We start from the raw sequence: 26525 nt of genomic DNA, 5'->3' as shown, positions 1-26525 counted from the left end.
TTTTAAACTTTACACTCCAAAATTTAGTTTTTTGAATTTGCTTTTTTCAATTTTTGTTGTATAATATATATTATAAATTAATTGGGAGGAAACGATGAGTAATTATATTTTGGAAATGCATAATATAAGAAAAGAGTTTTTTGGTGGTAAAATCGTTGCAAATGATGATATCACGCTTAAGATAAAAACTGGTGAAATTCATGCGATCGTTGGAGAAAATGGTGCTGGTAAGTCAACACTTATGAAGATTTTAAATGGATTATATGATCCAACTTCAGGAGAAATATTCTATAAAGGTGAAAAAGTTACTATAGATACACCAACAGATGCCGCTCGTTTAGGGATTGGAATGGTTTATCAACATTTTATGTTAGTTGAAACTTTAACTGTTGCTGAAAATATGGTTTTAGGGTTTGAACCTACAAAAAATGGAGTAATATTTGATTTAGAAACTGCTCGTAAACAAGTTAGAGAAGTTTCGGAAAAATATGGTTTAAATATAGATCCTGATGCAAAAGTTGAAGATCTTTCAGTAGGTATACAACAAAGAATAGAAATTTTAAAAATACTATTTAAAGGAGCAGAATTACTAATCTTTGATGAACCTAGTGCAGTATTAACACCCCAAGAAGTTATAGAACTTTATGGAATTATGCGTAACCTTATAAAAGAAGGTAAAACAATAATTTTCATAACACATAAATTACAAGAAGTTTTAGATTTATCTGATAACATAACAGTTATACGTCGTGGTAAAGACGTGGGTAATCTTAAAACAAGCGAAGCAACTAAAGAAGTAATAGCAAATATGATGGTAGGAAGAGAAGTATTATTTGATATTAAAAAAGAACCAGTTGAAATTGGTAAAACTTTAGTTGAAGTAAAAGATATAGTTGCCTTAAATGATTTAGGTGCAGAAAAAGTTAAAGGTATAAGCTTTGAAATAAGAGAAGGTGAAGTATTAGGAATAGCCGGTGTTGAAGGTAATGGTCAAACTGAGCTTATTGAAGTACTTGCAGGTCTTAGAAAAGCTAAATCTGGTAGTTATAGTATAGATGGACTTGAACTATTAAATAACACACCTAGAAAAATTAGGGAAGAAGGTCTTTCACATATACCTGAAGATAGACATAAAAGAGCTACTATTAATGAATTCAGTGTAAATGAGAATTTAATATTAGGAGATTTAGAAAAATATGTTCAATCAGGAATTATAAACTTTAAAAAAGTTAATAAATCTACAAGTGAAATGATAGAAAAATATGACATAAGACCTACTGATGGTAAGGTTATTTATGGAGGACTTTCTGGAGGTAACCAACAAAAAGTTGTTATAGCCAGAGAATTAGAAAAAGAAAATAAATTTATTATTGCTTCACAACCTACAAGAGGGGTTGACATAGGAGCGATAGAAATGATTCATAATACAATATTACATGAAAGAACAAAAGGTAAAGCTATACTTGTTGTTTCAGCAGAATTAAGTGAAGTTATGACTTTAAGTGATAGAATTGCTGTAATGTATTCAGGAAAAGTAGTAGGTATTTTAGATAGAAAAGATGCTACTATGGAAAAATTAGGAATATTAATGGCAGGAGGTAAATTAAATGACTAAGTTTAAAAAAACATTTTATAATATGTTGCCCTCTTTATTAGCGGTTTTAATAGCACTTTTAGCTGGAGCTGCTATAATGTTATCAAGAGGTGTTAACCCATTTGAAGCATACTTTGCAATGTTTAAAACTGCATTGTATCAATCATCACCTAAGTTCCCTTTTAATGGACTTGCTAAAACTTTAGTTTACGCAACTCCTTTAATGTTCTCAGCAATAGCTGTTATGATAGCTTTTAAAGCAGGATTATTTAATATAGGGGTACAAGGACAATTAGTTGCAGGAGGTTTAGGAGCCGTTCTTGCAGGTACTGTAATTACTAGATATATAGATCCTTTTGGAATTACTAATATTTTAATAACATTATTTGTTGCAGGATTATTTGGATTCTTATGGGCAGCATTAGCAGGTTTCTTAAAATCTAAATATAATATAAATGAAGTTATAAGTACGATAATGTTAAACTATATAATGATTAACTTACAAAGATATTTAATAAATCCAGTAAATGGTCCATTAAAAGATCCAGCATCTTCTAATAACCAAACAAGTAAAGTTTTTGAAGCTTCAAGATTACCTTTATTCTTCTTTAACTATACTAAACAAAACTTAAACTTAGGATTTGTAATAATAATATTAATAATTATTTTAACTTATTTCTTCTTTGAAAAGACTAAACTTGGTTATGAAATAAAAGCTGTTGGATATAATCCTACATCTTCTGAAAATGCGGGAATTAATCCTAAACTTATTTCATTTATAGCTATGGGTCTTGCAGGAGCAGTAGCTGGTCTTGGAGGAGCTGAAAGAGTTCTAGGAGGAGCAGCAGAGTATAGATTTACAGATTTAATTATGAGTGATTATGGATTTACAGGTCTTGCAATAGCATTACTAGGTAAAAATAATCCGTTTGGAATATTGGTTGCATCAATATTCTATGCTTCACTTGAAATTGGTGGACAAACATTACAAAGACAATTTAATTTAGACAAAGAAATTGTATTTATAATTCAAGCATTAATAATAATTTTAGTTGCGGCAGAAAACTTATTCAAGTACTTATTGGCTAAAAGAAAGGGGACTAAATAATGGAAGCACTTAAAACTTTATTAATACAAACAATTACAGTTGCACCACCAGTTTTAATTACTGCAGTTGGAGCTTGTTTATCAGAATTATCAGGAGTTACAAACATAGGTCTTGAAGGAATTATGTTATCAGGAGCATTTGCTGCAGCTGTAGTAAATTACTTTACAGGTAACCCTTATTTAGCAATATTATCAGGTATGGTAGTTGGATTATTAATTTCATTAATACATGCTGTTATAAGTATACACTTAAAAGGAGATCAGATTATAAGTGGGGTTGCGATAAACTTATTCGCAGTAGCGACAACATCTTACTTAATTAAAACTATATTTAAAGTTTCAGGATCTACTCCAGCAGCTTCAGTACATCCTAATAAAACTCTTGTAGTTTTATTCATATATGTGCTTGCATTATTAACGTATTATGTTGTTTATCATACAGTTCTTGGATTAAGAATAAGAGCAGTTGGGGAACATCCTTTAGCTGCAGATACAGTTGGTATAAGTGTATATAAATATAGATATATAGGTGTATTAGCATCAGGAGTATTTGGTGGACTTGGAGGGGCATATATGACTACAGTTATACTTGCAAGTTTCACTAATAATATGTCAGCAGGACGTGGATTTATGGCGATGGCAGCTATGATATTTGGTAGATGGAATCCATTAGGAGCTATACTTGCAAGTTTATTATTTGCATTTGGACAAGCACTTTCTGATTATACTAAGGCAAGTGGAGGATCAATACCACAAGAGTTCTTAGCCATGATACCATATTTATTAACAATAGTTGCATTAGTTGCATTTGGACGTAAATCTAGAGCACCTAAAGCAAGTGGTAAACCATATGAAAAATAAAATTTGACACTACTAATGTAGTGTCTTTTTTTATAATTTTAAATATTAACTTTAATATAGTCAGATATGTTTTAACATTATTAATTTAAAATTATTAAAAAAATTTGTTTTTTTATTGAATTTTATTAGAAAAAGTTGTATAATTAACTTACTTACAAATATAGGAGGAATAAAAATGAAAAGAATTCTTAGTATTTTTTCAATTTTAGTTGCTTTTGTATTACTTATTTCTTGTGGTGGTAAATCAACTACTGAAGCTCCAAAAGAAGAAGTAGCAAAAAAAGTAGCTATTGTTTACTCAACAGGTGGTAAAGGAGATAAATCATTTAATGATTCAGCTTTCAGAGGATTAGAAAAAGCTAAAGCAGAATTAGGAATTGAATTTTCTGAATACGAACCTAAAGATCCAGCAGTAGAAGCAAAAAACCAATTAACTGAATATGCTCAATCAGGAGAATATGCATTAATAATCGGTGTTGGATTCACTATGAAAGATTCATTAGACGCAGTTGCTAAAGAATATCCAGATCAAAAATTTGCTTTAATTGATGAAGTTAGTGATGTTGAAGCTAACGTTGCATCTTTAATGTTTAGAGAACAAGAAGGAGCATTCTTAACTGGTGCTCTGGCAGCTATGATGACTAAAACTGGTACAATAGGATTTATAGGTGCTGTTGAAGCTCCTGTTATCCACAGATTTGCAACTGGATACATCCAAGGTGCAAGATACATTAATCCAGATATTAACATAGTTACTTCATATGTTAACGGAAGCAATCCTTTCAATGACCCAGTATCAGGAAAACAATTAACTGAAGCATTAATTTCACAAAAAGCTGATGTAATAATGCACGCTGCTGGTGGAACAGGAGCTGGAGTATTCCAAGCTGCTAAAGATAAAGGTGTTTATGCTATAGGAGTTGACTCTAACCAAGATGGTGAAGCTAAAGGAGTAGTATTAACTTCAGAATTAAAAAATGTTGACGTAGCAGTATTTAACGCTATTAAAGCTGTATTAGATGGAACATACAAAGGTGGAGTTACTTACTTCGGTATAGCTGAAGACGGATTAGGATTAACTGAATTCGAATTCACTAAAGATGTAATTGGACAAGATAATATTTCTAAATTAGATGAATTAAAAGGTAAGATTAAATCTGGTGAAATCAAAGTTGACGAAAACGGTCCTTTAAAATAGGCAATATATAGGTATCACTATTGTGATACCTATTATTTTAGCATTTGTTGTAACTTTTGACATTACAACCAAAATGTTATATAATTAATTCATAAGAGAGATAACGGAGGTTTTCATGAAAATTGAATTAGGAATTACAACATTTGGTGAAACAACACAATTACAAAATACTGGAAAAACATTAACTCATAAAGAAAGATTAAATGAGTTATTAGAAGAAATAAAATTAGCTGATAGTGTAATTAGATATTTATTCTATAGGGGAACATCATAGAAATAATTTTGCAGTATCTGCTCCTGAAATAGTACTAGCTGCTGGTGCAAGTATAACTAAAAATATTAAACTATCTAGTGCTGTTACTGTATTATCTTCAGCAGATCCTATACGTGTATATCAGAATTTTTCTACATTAGATGCCTTGTCTAATGGAGGTGCTGAAGTAATGGTTGGACGTGGATCATTTACTGAAAGTTTTCCTTTATTTGGATATAAACTTGAAGATTATGATGAATTATTTACTGAAAAGTTAGAGATATTATTAAAAATTAAAGAAAATTTAATATTAAATTGGGAAGGTAAATTAACTCATAATGTAGACAATAGAGGAGTTTATCCAAGAAGTGAAAATCTACCTATATGGGTTGTAACAGGAGGAAATGTAGATTCAACAATAAATATTGCACTTAAAGGTTTACCTATAACTTATGCAATAATAGGTGGTAATCCTATGGTATTTAAAAAACTTATTAATCTATATAAAGCGTTGGGGGAAAGAGCTGGTCATAGCCCTGATAAGTTAAAAGTTGCATCAAGTTCTTGGGGATTTATACATCAAGATAAAAATACTGCAATTGAAAAATACTATTATCCAACAAAACAGTTAGTGGATGCTGTATCAAAAGATAGAGAGCATTGGCAAGAATTAACTTGGGAACAATATATTAATTCTATAAGTGAAGATGGTGCTATGTTTGTAGGAGACCCTATAACTGTTGCCAACAAGATAATAAAAATGGTTGAAGAATTAAAATTAGATAGATTTATGTCACATTTACCTATAGGGTCTATGGAACATGAAGATGTTATGAATGCCATTAGATTATATGGAGAAGAAGTTGCACCTATTGTTAGAGGATATTTTAAAGATAAATAAAATGTGTGTTTGATATAAGAGACTGTATAATGAAAGAATGAAAATAAACGTAGTTCTAAAAATTATATGTTCTTTTTTACTTATGACTTTAAATGTAAAATTATTAACTGTATAATTATATTAATTATTTTAAATTTTAATACTTGCATATCTTTAAAATCGTGGTATAATATATTATAAACACTTAATAGGAGGAATTAAAATGAAAAGACTAATGTCTATTTTAACTATTCTTTTTACTTTTGTTCTTTTAGTTTCTTGTGGAGGTAAAACTGAGGATAAACCAACAACAGAAAATAAAAAAGCCACAAAAGTAGCGATAGTATATTCTACAGGTGGTAAAGGTGATAAATCATTTAATGATTCAGCATATGCTGGACTTCAAAGAGCTATTAAAGACTTTGGGATAGAAGTTTCTGAATATGAACCAAAAGAAACTTCAGTTGAAGTTAAAAATCAATTAACAGAGTATGCTCAAACTGAAGAATATGCATTAATAATTGCTATAGGATTTACATCAGTTGAAGCATTAGATGCAGTAGCAAAAGAATATCCAAATCAAAAATTTGTTATGATAGATGATGTTATTGATGGTAAAGACAATGTATTATCATTATCATACAAAGAACAAGAAGGAACATTCTTAACAGGAGCTTTAGCTGCTCTTATGAGTAAAACTAATAAAGTTGGATTCATTGGTGGAATGGAAGCACCAGTTATATTAAGATTTGCTACAGGATATGTACAAGGAGCTAAATATATAAATCCTAATATAGAAGTATTAGTTTCATATATAAATGGTTCAGATGCATTTAATGATCCAGTTGCTGCTAAACAATTAACAGAAGCTCTAATATCTAAAGGTGCAGATGTAATAATGCATGCTGCGGGTGCATCAGGTGCTGGAGTATTTAAAGCAGCTCAAGAAAAAAATGTATATGCAATAGGGGTAGATTCAAATCAAGATTCTGAAGTTCCAGGACTTGTATTAACTTCTATGATTAAAAAAGTTGATAATGGAGTTTATGACACTATAAAAGAATTAATAGATGGAAAATTCCAAAGTGGAATTAAATATATTGGTATTGCAGAAGATGGTTTAGATACAACTGAATTTGAATTTACTAAAGATATAATTGGTAAAGAAAATATTGATAAACTTGCTCAAATTAAACAAGATATTAAAGATGGTAAAATAAAAGTTGAAGAAAAAGGACCATTAAAATAAACTTAGTCTGATAACCTAAGTATAAATAAAACAGGCAATATAAGCCTGTTTTTGTTCTTTTTCACAAATAATTATAGTTTTAGAAAGGACAGAAAAATGAGAGTAGTTGATATAATTCAAAATAAAAGAGATGGAATTAAATTAACTGATGAAGAGATAAAATTTCTTTTAAATTCATATAAAGATGGTAAAGTTCCTGATTATCAAATGGCTTCATTTTTAATGGCCACATATTTTCAAGATATGACAGATGAAGAGTTAGTTACATTTACTATGACTATGAGAGATTCAGGAGATATAATAACTTTTCCTGACTTAGATAAGTTTTTAGTTGATAAACATAGTACAGGTGGAGTAGGAGATAAAGTAACAGTAGCAATTGCACCTATACTTTCAGCACTTGGTATGGCAACAGCTAAATTATCAGGTAAAGGACTTGGACATACAGGAGGAACTATTGATAAATTTGAGTCTATAAAGAATTTTAAGTTTTCAAGTACAAAAGAAGATTTAACTAAAATTGCTAATAAGACTGGAGTAGGTCTTATGGGATACAGTGATAATATAGTTCCACTTGATAAAAAAATATATGCATTAAGAGATGTTGTTGCAACAGTACCATCAATACCACTTATAGCAAGTAGTATAATGAGTAAAAAATTAGCTATACAGTCAAATGTTATCATACTTGATGTTAAAGTTGGAGATGGAGCATTTATGAAAACTATAGATGAAGCTAGAAGTCTTGCAAATAGAATGATAGCTATTGGTAAAGGTGCAAATCGTGATGTTAAGGTAGTATTATCTAATATGGATGAACCTTTAGGATATAATATAGGGAATGCAACAGAAATTATTGAAGGAATAGAGGCTTTAAAAGGAAATTGGTCTGAAGATTTAAAAGAAGTAGTTTATACTATTGCTTCTCTTGCACTAAAATCTAAAGGAGTAATTAAGAACTTAGAAGAAGGATATCCTTTAATAGATGAAGTAATAAATTCAGGGAAAGCACTACAAGTATTTAAAGAATTCATAAAAGAAAGTGGAGCTGATCCTGCAATAGTTGATGATTATACTTTATTACCACAAGCTAAGAATACTTTAGAAGTATATGCTTTAAATTCAGGACATATTCATAGAATAAAAACTGAAGAAATTGGGAAAGCAGCTATGGTAATAGGAGCAGGTCGTGAAACTAAAGAATCAGTACTTGATTACGCAGTAGGTATAGAAATACTTAAAAAAGTTGGAGAAAAAGTTGAAAAAGGTGAATTAATTGCTAAGATTTTCTACAATGATCCAACTAATGTTGAAAATTCAAAAAACATGGTATTAGATGCTTATGTAATAGATGATAAAGGAATAGATAAAGTTAAAACTATTTTAGATATTATAGAATAAAGGAGAATTAATATGTTAGATATAACAAAATATATTGACCATACAGTTTTAAAAGCGACTACTACAACTAAAGATATAGAAAAATTATGTCTTGAAGCAAAAGAATATGGATTTTATTCAGTTTGTGTAAATGGTTGTTATGTAAAAGAATGTAAAAAATTATTAGAAGGAAGTGAAGTTAAAATAGCTGCAGTAGTTGGGTTCCCTTTAGGAGCAATGACAACTGAGGCTAAAGTTTTTGAAGCTATAGAAGCTATTAAAAATGGTGCTTCTGAAATAGATATGGTTATAAATGTTGGTAAATTATTAGAAGGAGATAGCCATTATGTAGAAAATGAAATAAAGGCTATTAAAGAAGCAATAGGTGATAAGGTATTAAAAGTAATAATAGAAACTTGTTATTTAAATTCTGAACAAAAAATATTGGCATGTAATTTATCATTAAATGCAAATGCAGATTTTGTTAAAACTTCTACAGGATTTGGAATAGGAGGAGCAACTTTTGAAGATGTAATTCTTATGAAAAAAGTAGTTGGTGATAATGCACAAGTTAAAGCAAGCGGTGGAGTTAAAAGTTTAGAAACTGCAGAAAAATATATAGAATTAGGTGCAACTCGTCTTGGAACTAGTTCAGGAATAGAAATTATTAAAGGTATCAAAGTTGATAAAGATAAATATTAAAAATTAAAGAGAAGGAAGTGATTTTATGGCAACACCACATATAGGAGCAAATAGAGGAGATATAGCAGAAACTATTTTATTACCTGGAGATCCATTAAGAGCTAAATATATAGCAGAAACATTTTTAGAAGATGTAGTTCAATATAATAATGTAAGAGGAATGTTAGGATTTACTGGTACATATAAAGGAAAAAGAATATCAGTTCAAGGAACAGGAATGGGAGTTCCTTCAATAGGAATATATGCTCATGAATTAATAAATGAATTTGGATGTAAAAATTTAATAAGAATAGGGACAGCTGGAGCAACTAATGAAACTGTAAAAATTAGAGACGTTGTAATGGCTCTTGCAGCTTCAACAGATTCAAATATTAATAAATTAAGATTTAATGGTGCAGATTATGCTCCAACAGCAAATGCTGATCTTGCATTTAAAGCATATGAATTAGCAAAAGAAAGAAATATTAGCTTTAAAGCTGGTAATGTTTTAACTAGTGATACTTTCTATGGTGATGATTTAGATGGATGGAAAAAATGGTCTAAATTTGGTGTTTTATGTGTTGAAATGGAAACAGCTCAATTATATACAACTGCTGCAAAATTTGGAGTAAGAGCTTTAACATTATTAACTATAAGTGATTCATTAGTTACAGGTGAAGCTACAACAGCAGAAGAAAGACAATTAACATTCAATGATATGATTAAACTTGCATTAGATACTGCAATTGAATTCTAAGGAGTAAAGAAATGAAATACACAGATCAAGAAATTAGAGACTATATAAAAAAGGCAAATGATATATTAAATAAGGCTTATGTTCCTTATTCTAAATTTCAAGTTGGAGCAGTACTTATAGATGAAAAAGGTAATATACATAAAGGAATCAATGTTGAAAATGCTTCATTTGGTTTAACTATCTGTGCTGAAAGAAATGCAATTTCTACAGCAGTTACAGAGGGAATGAAAAAAATAAGTCTTATAGTTATAACAGGGAATACAGAAGAGCCTATAAGTCCTTGTGGAATGTGTAGACAAGTTATTAGAGAATTTTCTGATGATGAAACAAGAATAGTTTTAGCAAGTTCTAAAACAGACAAGTATACTGTGTGGACGGTAGATGAAATATTACCATATTCATTTGGTCCAGAACATTTATAGGAAAAGTGACTTTTTAAGTCACTTTTTTCTTGATTTTGAATTATCTTTGGTGTATAATAACATAAATAATAATTAATTAAGAGAGGGATTTGGAAATGAAAGATTGGGAAAAAGGAATAATAAGAAAAGTCGCAACTGAAGAGCAATTAAAAGAAAGAATTAAAGAACTTGGAGCACAAATCACTAAAGATTATGAAAATGATGATGCTGAGTTCATTGTTGTTGGTATTTTAAAAGGTTCAATATTATTTATGGCCGATTTAATAAGAGAGATAAAAAGACCTCTAAAAATTGATTTTATGGAAATATCTAGTTATGGTGATGAATTTGAAAGTACTAGAGATATTAAGATTATAAAAGATCTTGATTATTCTGTAAGAGGTAAAAATGTATTGATAGTAGAAGATATTATTGATTCAGGATTAACTTTAAAGAAAGTATTACAATTAATAGGAAAAAGAGGTCCTAAAAATGTAATTCTTTGTACATTACTTAATAAACAAGTTGACAGAGTTGTTGATATAGATGTTCAATATTCAGGCTTTGAAATTCCTAATGAATTTGTATTAGGATATGGACTTGATTTTAAACAAGAATATAGAAATATACCTTATATAGGAATTATGGATTTAGAATTATATGAAAAAGAAGATTAATGAACATAATCATAAAAAGAAATATGGACAAAATTTTTTAGAAGATAAAAATTTGTTAAATGAGATAGCTGATGTAACTAATATTTCAGAAAATGATAATATTATTGAAATTGGACCAGGATTAGGTTTTTTAACTTCATATATATTAGAAACTAATGCTAATTTAATTACATTTGAAATAGATAATGATTTAATTCCTAAATTAAATATAAAGTTTTCAAAATATCCAAATTTTAAATTAGTACATACAGATTTTTTAGAATATGATTTAATTAATATATTAGAAAAAGAAAAGATGTATAGAGTTGTTGCAAATATTCCTTACTATATTACATCACCTATAATAAATAAATTAATTGATTTTAGAGAAAATATAGATGATATATATTTGATGGTTCAAAAAGAAGTTGGGGAAAGACTTGCTTTTAAAGGATCTAATAGTAATAGGGGAGCATTTTCATATATATTACAATTTTTTGGTGAGGTAGAATATTTATTTACTGTTGACAAAAAGTATTTTGATCCAATCCCTAAAGTAGATTCAGCATTTATAAAAATTAAGTTTTATAAAGATATGAAATATGAAAGGCTAATATCTTTTGATAAATTTGTAGAGTTTATAAAAGCTAGTTTTTCAAGTAAGAGAAAAAGTTTAGCTAATAATCTAAAAACTATAGGTATAGAAAAAAGTCTAACTGAAAATTCACTTTTAAAATTAGGTAAAAGTGAAATGACACGTGCTGAACAACTTAGTGTAGATGAATATATAGAATTAATTAAAATAATAAATGAGGTATAATATGCAGAGTTATGAATATATAATTAATACAGACAAATCTAATATAGATTTTATAAATAAAATAGTTGAAGCATATGAAGGACTTGCTATAGTAAGAACATTAGATAGAAAAAATGGTGTTATTAAAATATTAACAAATACTTTTTTTGTAAATGATGTTAATATGTTAATAGATAAGCTCATCAAATTTGGAATAGATATGCATATATCAGAAGAAAGAATATGGAAAGGAGAACTTTAATGCCAGAGTATTATGTAGATTTGATTAAGTTTTGGCTTGATAATTTATTAGATGAAGAAAATCATTATGAATTAAGTTCTAAAGGAAGTAAAAATATTAATATAGAAATATTAGTAGATAAGCAAAACATAGGTAAGGTAATAGGAAAAAATGGAAAAATAATAACAAGTTTAAGACATTTAATATCTTCTATTGCTAATAAAAATAAAGATAATATAAGTATAAAAGTTATAGAAAAATAAAAAAGTAGGTTGATTTAATTTAACCTACTTTTTTTAATCATATATTATATATATGATTAACATTAAAAATTAATATTTTGTATATTTTATATATTGTGATATAATTACTGTATAATTAAGAAACGAGGAGGAATTTATGAAAAAATTAATTTTATCAGTCTTATCATTAGCTTTTTTATTTAGCTGTGGAAATAATGCTGCATCAAATAATAAGGGGGATACAACTGATATTATTAAAGTTGGATTACCCGAGTCACTAACTGGGGATATATCACAATACGGTATAAGTATTAAAGAAGGTGTAGAATTAAAAATTGAAGAGATAAATAATGCAGGTGGAGTTAACGGTAAAAAAATTGAATTAATAACTCAAGATACTAAAGGAGATTTACAAGAAGTTGTTAATATAACTAAAAAAATGATATCTGAAGATAAGGTAAATGCTATTTTAGGAGAATCAATATCAGCAAATACTTTTGCAGCTGCTGAGCTTGCTCAAAGAGCTAAAATACCATTTATTACACCAGCAGGTACAAGGTTTGATATAACAGAAGGAAAAGATTTTGTATTTAGAACTACATTTACAGATCCTTTCCAAGGTGAAGTTTTAGCTAAGTATATTAAAGAACAAGGATTTAATAATGTTGCTTTATTAACAAATACATCAGTTGATTATTCAGTAGGTGTTGCTAATAAATTTAAAGAGGTTGCTAAAGAAATTGGTTTATCATTTACAGAACAAAAATATACTAAAGATGATAAAGACTTTAAGTCATTATTAACAAATGTTAAAAATAGTAATGCAGATGTTTTATTATTGCCTGATTATTATAATACTATAGGTTTAATACTTTCTCAAGCTAAAGAATTAGGATTAAATAATATTCAAGCATTTGGATCAGATGGTTGGGATGGAATTCATAAAAACTTTGCTAGTGTTACTGAAGGTGCAATATTCTTAACTCAATTTGATTTAAATGATACAACTGAGCTAAATGTTAAATTTATAGATGCATTTAAAGCTAAGTATAACAAAGATCCTGACATGTTTAATGCTTTAGGATATGATGCAGCAACACTTTTAGTTGATGCTTTATCAAGAGTTGATGATGTAAATAATCCAGAAAAAATAAAAGATGCCTTAAAACAATCAAAAATAGATTTAGTTACAGGTAAACTTGAATTTGATGAAAATAGAAATCCTAAAAAACAAGTTACATTTATGACTATTAAAGATGGTAAACTAGTTTTAAAAGATAAGTTTTAATTAAAGTGGCTCTCTTGAGCCACTATATTTTTTGGAGGGAATATGTTACAAAATTTTTTGGAGCAAACTATTAATGGTTTGCAAACAGGAAGTATATATGCATTAATTGCTCTAGGATATACTATGGTATATGGGATAGTAAAATTAATAAATTTTGCTCATGGTGATATACTAATGGTAGGAGCATATATATCTTTCTTATGTGTAGAAAAAGGGTATGGACTTACTACTTCGATATTTGTTTCTATAGTATTTTGTGCTATTTTAGGAATAGTTGTTGATAAATTGGCATATAAGCCACTTAGAGATGCGTCAAGAATGAATGTATTAATAACAGCTATTGGGGTTAGCTTTTTATTAGAAAGTTTAGCTTTAATATTATTTGGAGCAGAACCTAAAGTAATAAGTTTAAATAATGCCCCTAAATTTTTATCTAATACTATTTATTTAGAATTTTTTGGTATAAAAATGAGTTACTTAAGTATATTTATAATCTTAACAACTTTAGTTTGTATGATAGTTCTTTATTCATTTATTAAATATACAAATTTAGGTAAAGCAACAAGAGCAGTTTCTCAAGATATGGTTGCTGCTAAACTTATGGGAATAGATACAGATTTTACAATAGCAGTAACATTTGCTATAGGTTCAGCACTAGGGGCGTTAGGTGGAATAATGTATGCACTTATGTATCCTAGAATTGATCCTTATATGGGATTATTGCCAGGTCTTAAAGCATTTATAGCTGCTGTATTTGGTGGTATTGGATTTATACCAGGTGCTATGGTAGGTGGATATGTTATGGGATTATTAGAAACTTATATAAAAGGATATATCTCATCAACTTGGGCAAATACAATAGTATTTGGAGTTCTAATATTAATCTTATTATTCAAACCTAATGGATTATTTGGTAAGAATGTAAAGGAGAAGGTGTAATATGAGTGATAATAATATAAAAAAATATTCAGATAATCTGAAAAAAATAAATGTTAAAAATTATTCTATATCAGCCTTATTAATAATTTTATTATATTTAGTTTTATTCTTATCTATAATGGGGGAAGGAATATTTAGTTATAAGGCAGGACTATATATTAATATACTTATTTATGTATTATTTGCACTTAGTTTAAATGTAATATCAGGAGTAATGGGTGAATTAAACTTAGGTCATGCCGGATTTATATCTATAGGTGCATATTCTGCTAGTATTTTATCTATTTATATCTCAAAATATTCTTTAAATCCTAGTTTACATCTTGTTATAGTTACTATATTTGGTGCTATAGTTGCAAGTTTATTTGGATTTTTATTAGGTTTCACTACTTTAAGATTAAGAGGGGACTATTTAGCTATAATTACACTTGCATTTGGTGAAATAGTTAAATATATAATACAAAATATTAATTTTTTAGGGGGAGCTGCAGGGTTAAATGGTATACCTGGTGTAGTTAATTTTACAAATACATTTATTATAGTAGTAGTTTCATCTGTTGTTATGATAATGATATTAATATCTAAAAAAGGTAGATTAATGTTATCTGTTAGAGAAAATGAAATAGCTGCAGAAAATATGGGTGTTAATATTAATAAAGCTAAATTATTTGGATTTACTATGGCAGCATTTTTTGCAGGTATTGGTGGTTCATTATTTGCTCATAATCTAGGAACTTTAACACCAGATAAATTTGGTTTTGTATTTTCTATAGAAATTTTAGTTATGGTTGTTTTAGGGGGATTAGGAAGTATTACAGGTGCAGTTGTTTCAGCTACATTTTTAACATTACTTAATGAATACTTAAGAAATTTCTCAGAATATAGATTATTTATATATGCAATAATATTAATACTTTTAATGATATACAAAAAAGAAGGAATATTAGGAACAAATGAATTTACTATTCCAACATTATTAAAGAAATTAAAACAAATTAAGAACAAGGTGGTGAAATAATGAGTCTACTAAAAACTGAAAATTTAACTATTAAATTTGGAGGGTTAACAGCTGTTAATAATGTTAATATAGAAATAAAAGAAAATGAATTAGTTGGATTAATAGGACCTAATGGTGCAGGTAAAACTTCATTATTTAACCTACTTACAGGAGTATACATACCTACTGAGGGTAAAATAGTTCTATCAGATCAAGATATTTCTAATATCAAAACTAATGAAAGAGTTAGTTTGGGAATTTCTAGAACTTTCCAAAATATTAGATTATTTAAACAGTTATCAGTACTTGATAATATTAGAATATCTATAGATCAAAAAAAGGATTATTCTATATTTGATTCTGTATTTAGAACTAAAAAATTTAGAGAAACTGAATCAAAAATAACAGAAGAAGCATTAAAATATTTATCTATGTTTGATTTAGATGAAATGTTTGATAAAAGAGCTGATTCACTATCTTATGGAAATCAGAGAAAATTAGAAATAGCAAGAGCCCTGGCTTGTAGACCAAAAGTTTTATTATTAGATGAACCTGCAGCAGGAATGAATCCTAATGAAACTAAAGAATTGATGAATATAATACAATATATTAGAGATAAATTTGGGATTTCAATTCTTTTAATTGAACATGATATGGAACTTGTTATGGGAATTTGTGAAAGACTATATGTATTAAATTTTGGTGAGATTATAGCTACAGGGAAACCGTTAGAAATTCAAAATAATCCTGAAGTTATTAGAGCTTATTTAGGAGATTAGTATGAAAATATTAGAAGTTAATGATATAAATGTTTTTTATGATAAGATACATGCAATTAAAGATATTAGTTTTAATATAAAAGAAGGAGAAATAGTTTCTTTCATTGGTGCAAATGGTGCAGGAAAGACAACTATATTAAATTCTGTATCTAATGTTTTACCTATTAAATCTGGAGAAATAGTTTTAAATGGTGAGAATATAACTAATATAAAAGCACACAAATTAGTAAGTAAAGGAATGGCTCATGTTCCGGAAGGAAGAAGAATTTTTACTGATTTAACTGTTCTTGAAAATCTTGAAATGGGAGCTTATACAAGAAGTAAATCTGAATTTAATGAAGAAGTAGAAAAAATATTTAACCTATTTCCTAGATTACTTGAACGTAAAAATCAGTTATCAGGAACTATGAGTGGAGGGGAACAACAAATGCTAGCTATTGGTAGAGCATTGATGTCTAAACCTAAACTAATACTATTAGATGAACCTTCAATGGGATTATCACCTCTACTTGTTAAAGAAATTTTTGAAATTATAAAAAGAATAAATAAAGAAAATGGAGTGACTGTTTTACTTGTTGAACAAAATGCTAAAATGGCACTAGAAATATCTGATAGAGCTTATGTTATAGAAACGGGAGAAATAGTTCTAGAAGGTAGCGGAAAAGATTTAATTAATGATCCTATCATTAAAAAAGCATATTTAGGTGGATAAAATGAGATTATGTCTCATTTTATTTTTTTTCTTGACTTTTAATATAAATATAGCTATAATTAAATTAAGGAATATAGCTATATTGCTAAATACTAAAATAGAGGAGGAAAAAATTATGAATGATGACTTTTTTCAAGCTCTAGCAAGCCCTTATAGAAGAGAAATAATTAAACTATTAAAGTGGCAAAATCTAACAGCTGGAGAAATAGCAGCAAAATTTGAGATTTCTCAGCCATCAATTTCAAGACACTTAGATATATTGAAGAGAGCTGAAATTATAGTTGCTGAAAAGCGTGCAAATCAGATAATATATTCATTAAATTTATCTGTGTTGCAGGAACTAATGGTTGGAATTACAGGATTATTAAATGTTAAGGGAAGTGATGAAGATGCTGAAGGCAATAATTAATTATTATAAAAAACTTAATGTATATCAATGGATAAATATTATTGGGTTGATATTTATGGTGGAAAGCAGACATCTTATTGATGATATTTCAACTCGTGTACTAGTATTAACATTAGAAATGGCAGTTTTTTGTATATTTTCTTATTTTTATTATGATAAAATTTATCAAATTGATTATACTGATCCAAAATCTAAAGAATCAAATATTTTAAATATTAAATTAATGCCTATAGTATTTGTTGTTCTTTTAGTATGCTTTTTTGATGAGGATATTAATAGTTTACCAATTTTATACAAATATATTATTACCACTGTTTTTTCATTAATGATGATAGTTATAGGAAGTATTGCTACTAAAACTCCAAGAGGAAAAACTAATGATTATTTAACTAAAACTTTATATAATAATCCTGATGTAAAAGTTAAATATGAAAGAGCTTTTGGATACTATTCTATATTTATGGCAATTTTAAATGTTATTATTGCACCATTCTTTAAAAATTTATATACATATAATGTGGTTATATTGTTTTTATGGGTATTTGGACCAATTATAATTTTAAGTATTTATATGAAATATATTAAAAAGACAGGTGATAAAAATGAAAAATAATTCAAAATTAATACTATATGTTTTTGTTATTGCATTTTTTGTAATTTTAAGTTTAATAAGTGATCAATCGTTAAAATTAATTTTATCAGGACTTTGCTTAATGGCAATGTCAATATTTATGTATTTTAATTTAGAAGATATAACAGAGGTTAGTAAGGATAATCCTAAATTTAAGAATTTAAAAATATTCTTAATAATTTGTAGTGTGATAACTATACTTTTCTTTGTACTAACAATAACTAGTAAAAATAATAAACTAGATTCAAATAATTTTAAATATATATATGCTACATTAATATTTATTTTATTCCTTATTTTAGGAAACTTAGCACCTAAATTACCAATGAATAAAAATATAGGTCTTAGAGTACCTTGGACTTTAAAGAATGTATCAACTTGGAATGCAACACATAGATTTTTAGGATACTTATCTATAATACTTGCAATAATATATTTACCAGGAGTATTTATAATTCCTAATTTTGCACTTTGGACTTCATTCATTGTGTTAGTATTAGTTATACTTTCAACAATATTTTCGTATGTTTATTATAATAAAAATAAAGACTAATATTATTCTAATTTTTTAATAATATAAATATATAGATGAGATAGTAAAATAGATTTAAAAGAAAATAAACACTAAATATACAAGTGTTGAAATTAAAGTTATAAAAATGTTATAATGAATGCATATAAATTAAAGAAAGGTAATTAAAATGAAAATAAAAAATATAGCAATAATTGCTCATGTTGATCATGGGAAAACAACTTTAGTAGATGCTTTACTTAGGCAGTCAGGAACTTTTTCAGAACATGAGAAATTGCAAGAAAGAGTTATGGATAGTAACGACATAGAAAGAGAAAGAGGTATTACTATTTTTTCTAAAAATGCATCTATAACATATAATAATTATAAAATAAATATAGTAGATACACCGGGACATGCTGATTTTGGTGGTGAGGTACAAAGAATTTTAAAAATGGTTGATTCAGTTTTACTATTAGTAGATGCATTTGAAGGTGTAATGCCACAAACTAAATATGTTTTAAAACAAGCATTAGAACATGGATTAAATCCTATAGTTGTAGTAAATAAAATAGATAGACCAAATTCAGATCCAGAAAATATAGTTAATAGTGTATTTGACCTATTTGTTGATTTAGGTGCAAATGATAAACAATTAGATTTCCCTGTTGTTTATACTTCAGCTAAAAATGGTATAGCTAAAATAGATTTACACTCAGAAACAAATAATATGAAAGATTTATTTGATCTAATTGTTGAAAATGTTCCAGAACCAGAAGGAGATATAAATGAACCTCTACAAATGTTAGTTACTAATATTGAATATGATGAATACGTTGGAAAACTTGCAACTGGAAGAATATATAATGGATCTATACAAAAAAATCAAGAAATAGTTTTAGTTAAAAGAGATGGAACAGAAGTTAAATCTAAGATAAGTAGAATTTATGGATATCAAGGATTAAAAAGAATAGAACTTGAAACAGCAATTGCAGGAGAAATAGTTACTATAGCTGGTATAGAAGGTGTAGATATAGGGGAAAGTATTTGTGATAAAGATAATGTTAAACCATTACCTTTAATAGATATAGATGAACCAACACTTTCAATGAACTTTATAGTTAATGATTCACCATTTGCTGGACGTGATGGTAAATATATTACATCAAGAAATATACTTGAAAGATTAACACATGAAGTAAATCATAATGTTAGTATGAAACTTGAAATGACAGATTCACCAGATGTATTTGTTGTTAAAGGAAGAGGAGAATTACAACTTTCAATTTTACTTGAAAATATGAGAAGAGAAGGATATGAAATACAAGTTTCTAAACCTAAAGTAATTTTTAAAGAAATTGATGGTATTGTAATGGAACCTATAGAATATGCAACTATAGATGTTGCAGATGAATATGTAGGTGTAGTTATTGAAAAAATTGGAGTTAGAAAAGGTGAAATGACTAATCTAATACAAGGAACAGATGGATATACTAGACTTGAATTTAAAGTTCCAGCTCGTGGATTAATAGGATTTAGAAATGAATTCTTAACAGATACAAGAGGAACAGGAATTTTAAACCATACATTCTATGATTATGAAAAATATAAAGGGGATGTGTCTGATTTAAGAAAAGGTGTTTTAATTTCTATGGAAAATGGTACAACATTTGCTTATGCTTTAAATAATTTACAACCAAGAGGTATATTATTTCTAGAACCTGGTGTAGATGTTTATGAAGGAATGATAGTTGGAGAACATAACAGAGAAAATGATTTAGTTGTAAATGCATGTAAAGAAAAGAAGTTAACTAATATGCGTGCTGCTGGAAGTGATGATAATGTTAAACTTGCACCTGCTAAAGTATTTACTCTTGAAATGGCACTTGAATATATCAATGATGATGAATTAGTTGAAATAACACCTAATCATATAAGACTTAGAAAGAAATTACTAACTGAAAATGAAAGAAAAAGAGTAAGAAATCAGTTAAGTAAATAAAGGAGATACCTATGTTAGTTTTTATGCCTATTTTAATGATAATATTAGGATATCTTATGAAAGACAGATATCCAGTACAAATAAATAATAATGTTGGTTATAGAACAAAAAGAGCCAAGATTAGTAATGAAACTTGGATATATGCTCAAAAATTATTTGGTAAATTATTTCTAGCTTTTGGAGTAGTATCACTAGTTTTAACTATTTGTTTTGCAAGAAAAATTGATATATCTTCTATAACTGCTTTACAAGTTTTAATATTACTTTTACCAATAGCTATAACAGAATTATTATTAAGAACTAAATTTGACGATAAAGGTAATAGGAAAGGATAATTATGAATAAAAAAATATTGTTATTATTAATACCTTCATTAGTATTAGCAAATAGTACTAATAATCTTTTTGAATATAGTGATGATAAAATAAATATGGAATATAATGATAACATAGAAACTTTAGAAAAAGAAAAGTTAAAGGCTAAATTATTAGATTTTAATAATATAAATATTACAAGTTCAATAGATTATGCAAATAATCCTAATGTATTAGTTCAAAATAACAGTTTAACTTTTGGATTTGTACACTATGATTTAGGATTTAATGTTTTAGATAAAAAAATTACATCACATAAGGTTTATGCAAGTAAAACAATTAATGAATTTCTTTATGATAAATTTAGTGAAGGACAATTAGATGCTGAGCTAAAAAAATTAGAATTTATTAAAACTCGTGAAGAAAAAATTGATAAAAATTTAGATCTATATAAAAGCTATATATTAAAAAAAGCAACAGTAGATCTTTATCAAAAAGAATCTGTGAAATATGCTAAGGATTTAGAAATACTTGAAAAATCATATAAAATAGGGACTATATCTCAACATGATTATAATGTGTCTAAGAAAAAAATTGAACTAGCAGAAGCAGGATATATATTAGAAAAAAGTGATTTAGAAAATATGTTAATTCAATTTAAGGCTAGTGATATTGAAAATTATGAAAAATTTGAATTTAAATATGATAAAAGTTCTAATTTAACTAAAGAAGAAATAGAAAAATATGTTGATAATACATTTACTAAATCAGAAAAACTATATATTGCAAAAGCTAAAATAAGTAAGAGTAAAGATTTAGCTATGAATACTATTCCTAAAATTACACCGAATGTAGGTTATGATATATTAAATAAATCATTTAATGTTGGAGTTTCTGTTTCTAAAGATTTTGAAATTATTAAAACAGATACTACATTAAATGAAAATTTAAAATTAGCAAAAGAAAAAGAAGATAAATTAGATCTTAATGTACAAAAAATGGTTAATGAATATGTTAGTAAGTATAATAGATTAAAATACAATTATACATCTAATTTAGTTAATATATCTAATTTAGAAGAAGAATTAGTTATTAATAATAAAAAATATGAAATAGGAACACTTAGTTATGCCAAAGTTCTTGAAACTAGAACTAACTTATTAAAAGCTAAAAAAGAGTTAGAAGAATCTAAAATAGACTTATTGTTATTTATTGCTAAAATTAAAAGAGGTGGAATGTAATGACTAAAAAGAAAAAAATAGGATTAGCTATACTTGTATTACTTATTGTTTGTGGTGGATATAGAATTATTAAATCAAAAAGTTCTTCTGCTATTCCAAGTGTTGATGCATCACAAATATATGAAGTTAATAAATCAAATCTAGTTTTCAATTATGATGTAGATGGAAAAGTTGAAAGTGAAAAAGAAGTTTTAATATTTTCATCAGTTGCTGGAAAAGTAAAAAATGTATATAAAAGATTAGGTGATGAAGTAAATAAAGATGATACTTTAGTTATACTTGATGATGCTGGAGTACAAGAAATGAATGGAAATATAGAAAAAGCACAAATTACAGTTAATCAAAGAAGAAAAGAATTTAATGATTTAAATGAAATATATAAAGTTGGTGGAAGTTCAAGAAGTGAAGTTGAAAATGCTCGTAATAATTTAAAACTTGCAGAACTTGATTTACAAAATATAAGATTAAATTCAAAAGATTATTCAAATAAAATTGTATCACCTGTTTCAGGGGTTATAACAGAAGCTAATGTTGATGAAAATTTAAAAGTTGATCAATCTAAATATTTATTTAAAATAGTAGATGTAGAAAACTTGAAAATAACAGCACAAATACCTAACTCAAAAATTAAAAATATGAAAGCTGGACAAAAAGTTATTATTAAATCAACATCATTACCTGACGGAACTACTATAGAAAGTACTATTTCTGAAATTTCAAGAATATCAGAAAAAAATACTCAGTTTAATGATGCAGTAACTAAGATAACTATTAAACTTGAGAAAAATTCAGGTCTTAGACCAGGTGATGAAGTTAAATTAAGTATAATATATGATGAATTAAATGATGCAGTTTCTATACCTATAATTTATGTTGAAACTGATGAAAATGGTAAAGCATTTGTTTACGTTATTAATAAAGAAAATGTTGTAGAAAAGAGAGAAATTGTTTTAGGTAAAACTAATAACATTGTTTATGAGATTAAGTCTGGATTACAAGCTGGAGATAAAGTATTTAATAATTTATCAAGAGTATATAAAGAAGGAGATAAAATAAAATGATAGAAGTTAAGGATATCGTTAAGGTCTATAAAAATGGTAGATTATCTCTTGAAGTATTAAAAGGACTAAATCTTAATGTTGAAAAAGGTGAATACGTAGCTTTAATGGGTCCATCTGGAAGTGGTAAATCTACTTTCTTAAATATATTAGGTTGTCTTGATAATTTAACTACAGGTCAATATATACTTGATGGAATAGATGTATCTAATATGGGAGAAGATGAACTATCTACAGTAAGAAATGAAAAAATAGGGTTTGTATTTCAAGCATATAACTTACTTCCAAAACTTACAGCATTAGAAAATGTAGAATTACCAGCTATGTATAAAGGTGTTGATAGAAAAACTAGACATGAAAAAGCTAAAATAGCTTTAGAAAGTGTAGGACTTGCAGAACGTATGAATCATAGACCTGTTGAAATGTCAGGGGGTCAAAAGCAAAGAGTTGCTATAGCTCGTGCATTAATAAATGAACCTAAAATAATATTTGCAGATGAACCTACTGGAAACTTAGATAGTAAATCTGGAGAAGAAATTTTAAAAATATTCAAAGAACTTAATGATCAAGGTGTTACAATAATAATGGTAACACATGAAGAAGATGTTGCAGAACACGCAAAAAGAATTATTAGACTTAAAGATGGTGTAATTAATTCAGATGAACAAGTTTTAGAAAGAAGGGTATAATATGGATATATTTGAATTAATTAAATTATCAATAAAAAGTTTATTATCTTTCAAAGTTAGATCTTTTCTTACTATGCTTGGAGTAATAGTTGGTATAGGATCTGTAGTCTTAATATCATCAATAGGAACAGGGTTTCAAAATAATTTGCTTGGTGATTTAACTAAGTCATTATCTAAAATAGTAATGGTTGATATAGATACAAAAAAACTTGCTAAAAGAAATGTAGAAAGAGATTTCTATTTTACAAAAGAAGATCTTGAAGCTATAGAAAAATTACCTAATATAGATGTTGCTTTTTTTGAAACACAATCTATGGGAATATATACTAATGAAAATAATACTGAAAATAAAGGCGGTATTTTTGGAAGTGAAATATATATAGATGAACATAGAATAGGTCCTAAAAATATGCCAGCATATAGCTATAAAGTTAGTTATGGTAGAAATATTAGTAAAGAAGAATTTGAAAGCAATGCTAAAGTAGCTGTAATTGAATATGAAAGTGCTAAATTGATATATGGTGATCCTGCAAGTGCTATAGGTAAAGTATTGGAATATGAAGATTTTGATGGTAATTCAAAACAATATGCAATAATTGGAGTTACTCAAAAACCAGAAAAAGAATCACCAATAGCTCAACCGCAAGCAAGAATATTTACAGTAGCTGAAGAAAAACAATATAATCAAAACTTTATGTTTAAAGTAAAAGATGAGAAAAAACTTACGGAGACAACTGATATATTAAAAAAATATTTATTACAAAAAGCTAATGGAGAAGATATATATAAGATTACACCAATAAATGATCAATTAAAAGAAGTAACTGGAATACTTGATAAAGTATCTATATTCATATCATTTATAGCTGCAATCTCTTTAATTGTAGGAGGTATAGGGGTAATGAATATTATGCTTGTATCAGTTACTGAAAGAATTTCAGAAATAGGATTAAGAAAAGCCATAGGTGCTAAAAATAGACATATATTATTGCAATTTTTAATAGAATCTATTATACTTACTTTAATAGGAGGAATAGTTGGAGTTGTATTTGGTTATTCATTAGCCTTCTTAGTTGGTTTATTCTTAAAGATTACACCTATACTTAAGATGAATGTATTAGTTCTTTCTTTACTTGTTTCAGGTGGTACAGGATTAATATTTGGAATATACCCAGCTAAAAAAGCATCACGTTTATCTCCTATGGAAGCATTGAGATCAGAATAAGTAAGGAGGGTTATGGCAGTTATTACTATTAAGAAATATAAAGAACCTAAAATAGTATTTGGAATAGTACTTAATAATTTAGAATCAAATCTTTATCATGCAATAGCTAATAAAAAGCTCGCAAATGAAGTGTTGAAAGAAAGTCTAAATATTAATCCAAGAAGACTTATAAATATTGTTGAAGTTGTAAATGGTGATGATGAAGTGTTAGATTTATTAGTAGTTTATGATAACATACTAAATGAAAAAGAAGAAATGAAAATAAAAGAGAACTTAAAGGTTGAAAACTTTAATTTTCATATATTTAATTTTAATAGAAAGGAGAAAGTTGATGTTGAGAATTTAGTTTACGGATTTACTCAACCTCGATTTTAAAATATGAAGAAAACTTTAAAATTATTAATGATATTTGCTTTTTCTCTATTTTTAATAAGCTGTTCTACAACTGGAAGCAAATTTGTAGAAAGTTTTGTAGGAGAAAAAGTATTTGGATTTACAGAAAGAGAATTATTCTTAAATAAATTAAAAGAATATAAATTAGAGGCAGTTATTAAAACTACTAAAGGGGATATGAAAGTATATCTATACCCTGAAGCTGCACCTACATTGGTTGCAAATTTTGTGTTCTTAGCTATGAATGATTACTATGATAACGTAGATTTTCATAGAGTAAATGTTAATAATATTATTCAGGCAGGAGATAGAAGTGCAAATCATGATGGTACAGGAACTCCAGGATATTTATTGCCTGATGAATTTAGTTTCTTAAAATTTGATAGACCAGGTGTTCTAGCTATGGCAAATGCAGGTAAAAATACAAACGGTTCTCAAATCTTTATAACTTTACAAAGAGTTGATGCATATAATGATAATTACTCTATAATAGGTAATTTAATTGATGCAAATGATTTAACAGTAGCAAGATTAATAAGACAAGATGATAAAATTATTGATGTTAAAATACAAGGATATAATGTTGATACTTTCTTAGATAACTTTAAGAAAGAAACTGAAGAATGGACTAAAGCTTTAAAATCAACAGGTTTTGAAATTAAAGAAAATAAATAATAGTTCAATGGAATATAAATGCAGTCGCAAGATTGCATTTTTATTTTATATAAATTTAATTTCAAATCATGTAATAATATTTAAATTAAACAATTTCATATCTATTTTCAATATTTTAATAGATATAAATTGTCTTTAAGGTAACATGTAATTTGAAATGCAAAAACACTTAAATATAAAGAAAGCATCTAAAAATCAAGGGTTGAGAATACTCTTGATTTTTTAACAAAAGAAAAAAATGTTGAAAAATATCAACAAACCCTTTAAAATTAACATTAGCGACGATTGAAGTTTCTCCCTTTTTTATGGGCAAATGCACAAATAATTTTGAAGTTTGAAATGCAAAAAAGGAAGGGAAAGAAA

Annotated in this window: 32 protein-coding genes; 31 read left to right on the top strand and 1 reads right to left on the bottom strand. The window is 27.0% G+C overall.

What is annotated here, in order from left to right; translation table 11 throughout:
* Positions 1-94 precede the first annotated feature (94 nt).
* From AYC59_RS04845 to AYC59_RS04700, 31 genes are all read left to right on the top strand, one after another.
* Complete coding sequence (locus tag AYC59_RS04845; RefSeq protein ID WP_066895770.1) at positions 95-1615, top strand: ABC transporter ATP-binding protein; 1521 nt, start codon at positions 95-97, stop codon at positions 1613-1615.
* On the top strand, positions 1608-2702 hold the full coding sequence (locus tag AYC59_RS04840) for an ABC transporter permease (RefSeq protein WP_066895768.1): 1095 nt from the start codon (positions 1608-1610) through the stop codon (positions 2700-2702). The genes AYC59_RS04845 and AYC59_RS04840 overlap by 8 nt, the downstream gene beginning before the upstream one ends.
* Positions 2702-3562 carry an ABC transporter permease gene (locus AYC59_RS04835; protein WP_066895766.1) on the top strand — a complete coding sequence of 287 codons (861 nt, stop codon included), beginning with the start codon at positions 2702-2704 and terminating at the stop codon, positions 3560-3562. The genes AYC59_RS04840 and AYC59_RS04835 overlap by 1 nt, the downstream gene beginning before the upstream one ends.
* Before the next feature lie 175 nt (positions 3563-3737).
* Complete coding sequence (locus tag AYC59_RS04830) at positions 3738-4760, top strand: BMP family lipoprotein (protein WP_066895764.1); 1023 nt, start codon at positions 3738-3740, stop codon at positions 4758-4760.
* A 115-nt stretch (positions 4761-4875) separates the two neighbouring features.
* Complete coding sequence (locus AYC59_RS08165; protein ID WP_245620646.1) at positions 4876-5034, top strand: hypothetical protein; 159 nt, start codon at positions 4876-4878, stop codon at positions 5032-5034.
* Positions 5009-5914, top strand: coding sequence for an LLM class flavin-dependent oxidoreductase (locus AYC59_RS04825; protein ID WP_342666616.1), 906 nt, complete (start codon positions 5009-5011; stop codon positions 5912-5914). The genes AYC59_RS08165 and AYC59_RS04825 overlap by 26 nt, the downstream gene beginning before the upstream one ends.
* Positions 5915-6116: 202 nt before the next feature.
* Positions 6117-7142: a BMP family lipoprotein gene (locus AYC59_RS04820; protein WP_066895762.1), complete on the top strand. Its 1026-nt coding sequence runs from the start codon at positions 6117-6119 to the stop codon at positions 7140-7142.
* Between the two features lie 96 nt (positions 7143-7238).
* Entirely contained in the window at positions 7239-8543 is a 1305-nt protein-coding gene (locus tag AYC59_RS04815) for a thymidine phosphorylase (protein WP_066895757.1), read from the top strand.
* Between the two features lie 12 nt (positions 8544-8555).
* On the top strand, positions 8556-9224 hold the full coding sequence (gene deoC / locus AYC59_RS04810; RefSeq protein WP_066895755.1) for a deoxyribose-phosphate aldolase: 669 nt from the start codon (positions 8556-8558) through the stop codon (positions 9222-9224).
* A 25-nt stretch (positions 9225-9249) separates the two neighbouring features.
* Positions 9250-9960: a purine-nucleoside phosphorylase gene (gene deoD / locus AYC59_RS04805; protein WP_066895754.1), complete on the top strand. Its 711-nt coding sequence runs from the start codon at positions 9250-9252 to the stop codon at positions 9958-9960.
* Positions 9961-9971: 11 nt separating this feature from the next.
* Positions 9972-10382: a cytidine deaminase gene (locus AYC59_RS04800; RefSeq protein WP_066895751.1), complete on the top strand. Its 411-nt coding sequence runs from the start codon at positions 9972-9974 to the stop codon at positions 10380-10382.
* A 95-nt stretch (positions 10383-10477) separates the two neighbouring features.
* Positions 10478-11038 carry a hypoxanthine phosphoribosyltransferase gene (hpt, locus tag AYC59_RS04795; RefSeq protein WP_066895746.1) on the top strand — a complete coding sequence of 187 codons (561 nt, stop codon included), beginning with the start codon at positions 10478-10480 and terminating at the stop codon, positions 11036-11038.
* Entirely contained in the window at positions 11022-11837 is an 816-nt protein-coding gene (rsmA, locus tag AYC59_RS04790; RefSeq protein WP_066895745.1) for a 16S rRNA (adenine(1518)-N(6)/adenine(1519)-N(6))-dimethyltransferase RsmA, read from the top strand. The genes hpt and rsmA overlap by 17 nt, the downstream gene beginning before the upstream one ends.
* A gap of 1 nt (position 11838) precedes the next feature.
* The gene (locus AYC59_RS04785) at positions 11839-12078 is read left to right on the top strand and encodes a DUF4911 domain-containing protein (RefSeq protein ID WP_156445482.1); all 240 of its coding nucleotides are present in this window, start codon (positions 11839-11841) and stop codon (positions 12076-12078) included.
* Positions 12078-12320, top strand: coding sequence for a KH domain-containing protein (locus tag AYC59_RS04780; protein ID WP_066895741.1), 243 nt, complete (start codon positions 12078-12080; stop codon positions 12318-12320). Before AYC59_RS04785 ends, AYC59_RS04780 begins: the two co-directional genes overlap by 1 nt.
* Before the next feature lie 136 nt (positions 12321-12456).
* Positions 12457-13587, top strand: coding sequence for an ABC transporter substrate-binding protein (locus AYC59_RS04775; RefSeq protein WP_066895739.1), 1131 nt, complete (start codon positions 12457-12459; stop codon positions 13585-13587).
* Positions 13588-13629: 42 nt separating this feature from the next.
* Positions 13630-14526 carry a branched-chain amino acid ABC transporter permease gene (locus tag AYC59_RS04770; protein WP_066895737.1) on the top strand — a complete coding sequence of 299 codons (897 nt, stop codon included), beginning with the start codon at positions 13630-13632 and terminating at the stop codon, positions 14524-14526.
* A 1-nt stretch (position 14527) separates the two neighbouring features.
* On the top strand, positions 14528-15544 hold the full coding sequence (locus AYC59_RS04765) for a branched-chain amino acid ABC transporter permease (protein WP_066895735.1): 1017 nt from the start codon (positions 14528-14530) through the stop codon (positions 15542-15544).
* Complete coding sequence (locus tag AYC59_RS04760; RefSeq protein WP_066895734.1) at positions 15544-16302, top strand: ABC transporter ATP-binding protein; 759 nt, start codon at positions 15544-15546, stop codon at positions 16300-16302. The genes AYC59_RS04765 and AYC59_RS04760 overlap by 1 nt, the downstream gene beginning before the upstream one ends.
* Position 16303: 1 nt before the next feature.
* Positions 16304-17014 (top strand): ABC transporter ATP-binding protein, encoded by a 711-nt coding sequence (locus tag AYC59_RS04755; RefSeq protein WP_066895732.1) that lies wholly within the window; start codon positions 16304-16306, stop codon positions 17012-17014.
* 115 nt (positions 17015-17129) lie between these two features.
* Positions 17130-17423, top strand: coding sequence for an autorepressor SdpR family transcription factor (locus AYC59_RS04750; protein WP_066895777.1), 294 nt, complete (start codon positions 17130-17132; stop codon positions 17421-17423).
* A complete protein-coding gene (locus tag AYC59_RS04745; RefSeq protein WP_066895729.1) occupies positions 17404-18036 on the top strand; it encodes a hypothetical protein in 633 nt (210 codons plus the stop codon). The genes AYC59_RS04750 and AYC59_RS04745 overlap by 20 nt, the downstream gene beginning before the upstream one ends.
* Positions 18026-18607, top strand: coding sequence for an SdpI family protein (locus AYC59_RS04740; protein WP_066895728.1), 582 nt, complete (start codon positions 18026-18028; stop codon positions 18605-18607). Before AYC59_RS04745 ends, AYC59_RS04740 begins: the two co-directional genes overlap by 11 nt.
* 148 nt (positions 18608-18755) lie before the next feature.
* On the top strand, positions 18756-20567 hold the full coding sequence (gene typA, locus AYC59_RS04735) for a translational GTPase TypA (RefSeq protein WP_066895727.1): 1812 nt from the start codon (positions 18756-18758) through the stop codon (positions 20565-20567).
* Positions 20568-20578: 11 nt separating this feature from the next.
* Positions 20579-20902 carry an SdpI family protein gene (locus AYC59_RS04730; RefSeq protein WP_066895726.1) on the top strand — a complete coding sequence of 108 codons (324 nt, stop codon included), beginning with the start codon at positions 20579-20581 and terminating at the stop codon, positions 20900-20902.
* A gap of 2 nt (positions 20903-20904) precedes the next feature.
* Positions 20905-22122, top strand: coding sequence for a TolC family protein (locus AYC59_RS04725; protein ID WP_066895725.1), 1218 nt, complete (start codon positions 20905-20907; stop codon positions 22120-22122).
* Positions 22122-23183, top strand: coding sequence for an efflux RND transporter periplasmic adaptor subunit (locus AYC59_RS04720; RefSeq protein ID WP_066895724.1), 1062 nt, complete (start codon positions 22122-22124; stop codon positions 23181-23183). Before AYC59_RS04725 ends, AYC59_RS04720 begins: the two co-directional genes overlap by 1 nt.
* On the top strand, positions 23180-23869 hold the full coding sequence (locus AYC59_RS04715; RefSeq protein WP_066895723.1) for an ABC transporter ATP-binding protein: 690 nt from the start codon (positions 23180-23182) through the stop codon (positions 23867-23869). Before AYC59_RS04720 ends, AYC59_RS04715 begins: the two co-directional genes overlap by 4 nt.
* A 1-nt stretch (position 23870) precedes the next feature.
* Positions 23871-25094: an ABC transporter permease gene (locus tag AYC59_RS04710; RefSeq protein ID WP_066895722.1), complete on the top strand. Its 1224-nt coding sequence runs from the start codon at positions 23871-23873 to the stop codon at positions 25092-25094.
* A 12-nt stretch (positions 25095-25106) separates the two neighbouring features.
* Positions 25107-25469, top strand: a complete 363-nt coding sequence (locus AYC59_RS04705) for a hypothetical protein (RefSeq protein ID WP_066895720.1) — start codon at positions 25107-25109, stop codon at positions 25467-25469.
* A 3-nt stretch (positions 25470-25472) separates the two neighbouring features.
* Positions 25473-26162 carry a peptidylprolyl isomerase gene (locus AYC59_RS04700; RefSeq protein WP_066895718.1) on the top strand — a complete coding sequence of 230 codons (690 nt, stop codon included), beginning with the start codon at positions 25473-25475 and terminating at the stop codon, positions 26160-26162.
* A 169-nt stretch (positions 26163-26331) separates the two neighbouring features.
* On the opposite strand, the gene AYC59_RS08045 is transcribed toward AYC59_RS04700, so the two are convergent.
* Positions 26332-26525: hypothetical protein (locus tag AYC59_RS08045; protein WP_211260009.1), on the bottom strand; the 194-nt coding region annotated here is incomplete at its 5' end.

The organism is Pseudostreptobacillus hongkongensis (assembly GCF_001559795.1).
Taxonomy (GTDB): domain Bacteria; phylum Fusobacteriota; class Fusobacteriia; order Fusobacteriales; family Leptotrichiaceae; genus Pseudostreptobacillus; species Pseudostreptobacillus hongkongensis.
The sequence above is the reverse complement of the archived record's forward strand: the minus strand, read 5'-3'. Positions and strand labels throughout refer to the sequence as shown.